The 3651-nt window shown below is 60.3% G+C and carries 1 protein-coding gene; it reads right to left on the bottom strand.

Annotated elements, in window-relative coordinates; genetic code table 11:
* Positions 1-3651: amino acid adenylation domain-containing protein (locus PEH01S_RS33965; protein ID WP_127490430.1), on the bottom strand; the 3651-nt coding region annotated here is incomplete at both ends.

The following is a 3651-nucleotide window of genomic DNA, read 5'->3' as shown; positions in this document are numbered from 1 at the left end:
GCAGCTCGCTCACCGCCACCTCGCGGTCCGCCACGAAGTACGCGCAGAGCTGGTTTTGCCCGGATGCGTCCTCACGTGCGATGACGATCGTTTCTTGAACGGCGGATGCAGCCTTCAAAATCTGCGCCTCTACCTCGCCCAGCTCGATCCGGTAGCCGCGGATTTTGACTTGATGGTCGATCCGGCCCAAATATTCAATGTTGCCGTCCGGCATCCACCGCGCCAGGTCTCCGGTCCGGTACATCCGCTCGCCTTCCATGAACCGGCTCATGACGAACTTCTCCGCCGTCAGCTCCGGCCGGTGCAGGTAGCCGCGGGCAAGACCCGCTCCCGCGACGCACAGCTCTCCGGCCACGCCAACCGGCAGCAAATGAGCGTGCGGATCCACCATGTAGACACGGTGGTTCGGAACCGGACGTCCGATCGAGATCGTCACGTCCGCCATCGGGTCCGTCGAAACCGGCCAGATGGACGTCGCCACGGAGTTTTCCGTCGGGCCGTATCCATTGTAGTACATCACCCGGTCCTTCCATTTTTGCACCAATTCCGCCGAAGAAGCGGAACCGGCCGTGAACAGAATGCGCAGGTCCGGCATATGGTCGGGTTCCAGATAGACCGCATAGGTCGGCGGCAGCGCTGCGATGGTGATGCCGTGCTCGGCCATATACTTCTCAAACCACTCGTAATTCAGGATCGTGTGCGACGTCGGGATATACAATGTCGCTCCGCAGAACAGCGCTTGGAAAAACTCCCAGCAAGCCGCGTCGAACGAATAGCTCGCGAACTGCACGACTTTGTCGTTCGGCCCGATATGCAGCGTATGGTCGAAGTACGTTTTGAGGTTGCACAAACCATGATGCTCGACCATAACTCCTTTCGGCTTGCCTGTCGTTCCCGACGTATAGATGACATAAGCCAAATCATCCGGCCCCGACACCGACGTCAAATTCGAGCCGTCTTCGCCGTATGCTTCCGCCGCATCCAGCTCCACGACGGTCCCCGCGAACGCGACGCGATCCCGAAGTCCGCTTTGCAGAAGCAGCAGCTCTGCGCCCGAATCGTCCAGCATATAGCGGATGCGCTCCTCCGGATATTCCGGATCGATCGGCACATAGGCGCCTCCGGCTTTCAGGACGCCGACGATGCCGACGATCAGGTCCAGCGACCGTTCGGTCATGAGCCCGACGAGACGGTCCTTCGTCACCCCGCGGGCACGCAGCGTACGCGCCAGCCGGTTCGCCCGCTCGTTCAGCTCGCGATACGTCAGCCGTTCGCCCTCGAAGTAGACGGCCGTCTGGTCCGGCGTACGCTCCGCCTGCGCTTCGATCAAGCCGTGAATCGTCTGGTCCCGCGGATAGTCCGCCGCCGTTGCGTTGAACACTTCGATGATCTGCGCTTTTTCCTGCGGCGTCACCACTTCCAGGTCGCTGACTCGGATTTGCGGATTGGCCGCGATTTGCTCCAGCAAATAGATGAAATGGTGCTGTATTCGTTCAATGCTCGCCCGGTCGTACGTGAGCGCATTGTACTCGAAACGAAGCTTGACCGCTTCGCCCGGCATGACCAGCAGGTTGAAGTCATAGTTCGTCTGCTCGACCATTTGCGCGTCGACGATCTCGAATTGGTCGCGCTCGGCGCTTCCGAGTTGCTCGACCCGTTCTTCCACGGGATAGTTTTCGAAGACCATAATATGGTTGACGAGGTCCTGCTTCTGGTCCGTCAGCGCCTGAATCTCATAGAGCGGGTACGTTTCGTAAGCTTGGGAAGCAAGCGCCTGCTCCTGACCTCTTCGCATGACATCCGCAAAGCGCTCCTCCGCCTCGCAGCGGACGCGCACCGGAATCGTATTGATGAACAAGCCGATCATGTTCTCGATGCCCGGAATTTCCGCCGGGCGCCCCGATACGACGCTGCCGAACACGGCATCCTGGCTGCCGTTGTATTTATGAAGCAGCAGTCCCCAAACGGTTTGCAGCAGTGTATGGAGCGTTACCCGGTGCTGCTTGGCGAGTTGGTCGATCCTGCCGGTTAACGGCTTGCCGAGGTCGCAGAACAGCGTCTCGAACCGCTGCCCTTCCGCCTTGACCTGCGGCTTGCCGGTCGGCAGCAGCGTTTGCTGCTCGTAGCCGGCCAGGTACCCGCTCCAATAACGCGCGGCTTCTTCCGCATCCTGCGCTTCCAGCCATTCGATATATTGGCTGTACGGCGTAACCGGAGCCAGCTCAGGCTGCTTGTGCTGCATGAGCGCAAAGTAGCTTTCGAATACTTCGCCGGTCATCAGCGCCACGCACCAGCCGTCCATCAAAATATGGTGGGAGCTCCACACGAACCGGTACGTTTCTTCGCCCGTACGCAGAACCGACACGCGCATCAGCGGATCTTTTTCCAGATCGAAGCCTCTGACCCGGTCCTCGCGAATAAACGTATCCAGGTAAACGGCGCGTTCGGTTTCGTTCATGTCGCGCAGATCCATGTAGGCGAACCCGTTGTCTTTGCTGCGGAAGACGACCTGCACCGGCTGGTCCTTCCACCCGACGATGAAGTTCGTCCGGAAAATTTCATGTCTTTGCAGCAGCACATTCAAGCTATCCTCGAAGACCCGGACATCCAAGCGGCCCCGCAGCTCGAACGTCGTTTGCTCGAAGTAAGCTCCCGACTGCGCGTCCAGCAGGCTGTGGAACAGCATGCCTTTTTGCATCGGCGTGAGCGCATAGACGTTCTCCAGCTCCCCGATCGCTTGGGTGCGTTCCGCGAGCTGCTCCAGCTCCTCGATGGTCAATCCGCTGAGCAGGACGTCGCTTGGCGTCAGCTCCGGCCGTTCTTTCGCCACGCAGTGGGCGATGACGGTCCGCAAGCTTTCCTCCAACAGCCCGGCCAGCCGCTCCATCGTTTCCCGGCGGTACTCCTTGCCGCTGTAGCGAATCGTCAACTGAAGCGCGCCTTCCGAAACGAGACCGTTGATGTCCAGCGCGTACTGCTTGACCGCGTTTTGGCTGAGCTCCGCGCCCGCCGGATAAGGCGATATCCCGATGGCGCTGCTTTGCACGTCCTGATCGAACTGCCCCAAATAGTTGAAGCTAATTTCCGGCTCGGTGACGAAAACGTCGTCTTCCTTCCGCGCCGACAAGTATCTCAGGATGCCGTAGCCGATCCCTTTTTGCGGGATGCGGTGCAGCCCTTCCTTCACCCGCTTGATCCGCTGGGACACGTCCTTGCCTTGACCCATGTCAAGCACGACCGGGAACTGGCTTGTAAACCAGCCCACGGTGCGCGTGATGTCGAGCTCGGGAAGAATCGCCTCGCGGCCGTGGCCTTCCAGATTTACCAGCACCTGCTCGATGCCGCTCCATTCGTGTACGGCCATGCCGAGCGCCGTCAGCAGCAGATCGTTCATTTCCGTGCCGTAGGCGCGGTGGGCCTTCTTCAGGAGCAGCTCCGTCTCCTGCGGCGTCCAGGCGGCCGTAACGGTCTCGCTGTCCCGGTTGAGCGACGGCGCGCCGACAACATCTTTCGGCAGCGGACGATAGCCGGCCCGTTCGATTTGCTGCCAATACGCCCGTTCGCGTTCCATCGCCGGTCCGTTCGCATAGAGCGCCAGCTGCTCCGCCCATGTCCGGAACGAATCCGTTTTGTGCGGGAAGCGGATCGCTT

This window comes from Paenibacillus ehimensis NBRC 15659 (genome assembly GCF_004000785.1).
GTDB classification, from domain to species: domain Bacteria; phylum Bacillota; class Bacilli; order Paenibacillales; family NBRC-103111; genus Paenibacillus_G; species Paenibacillus_G ehimensis.
Note: the sequence above shows the minus strand (reverse complement) of the source record. Positions and strands in the feature narration are given on the sequence as shown.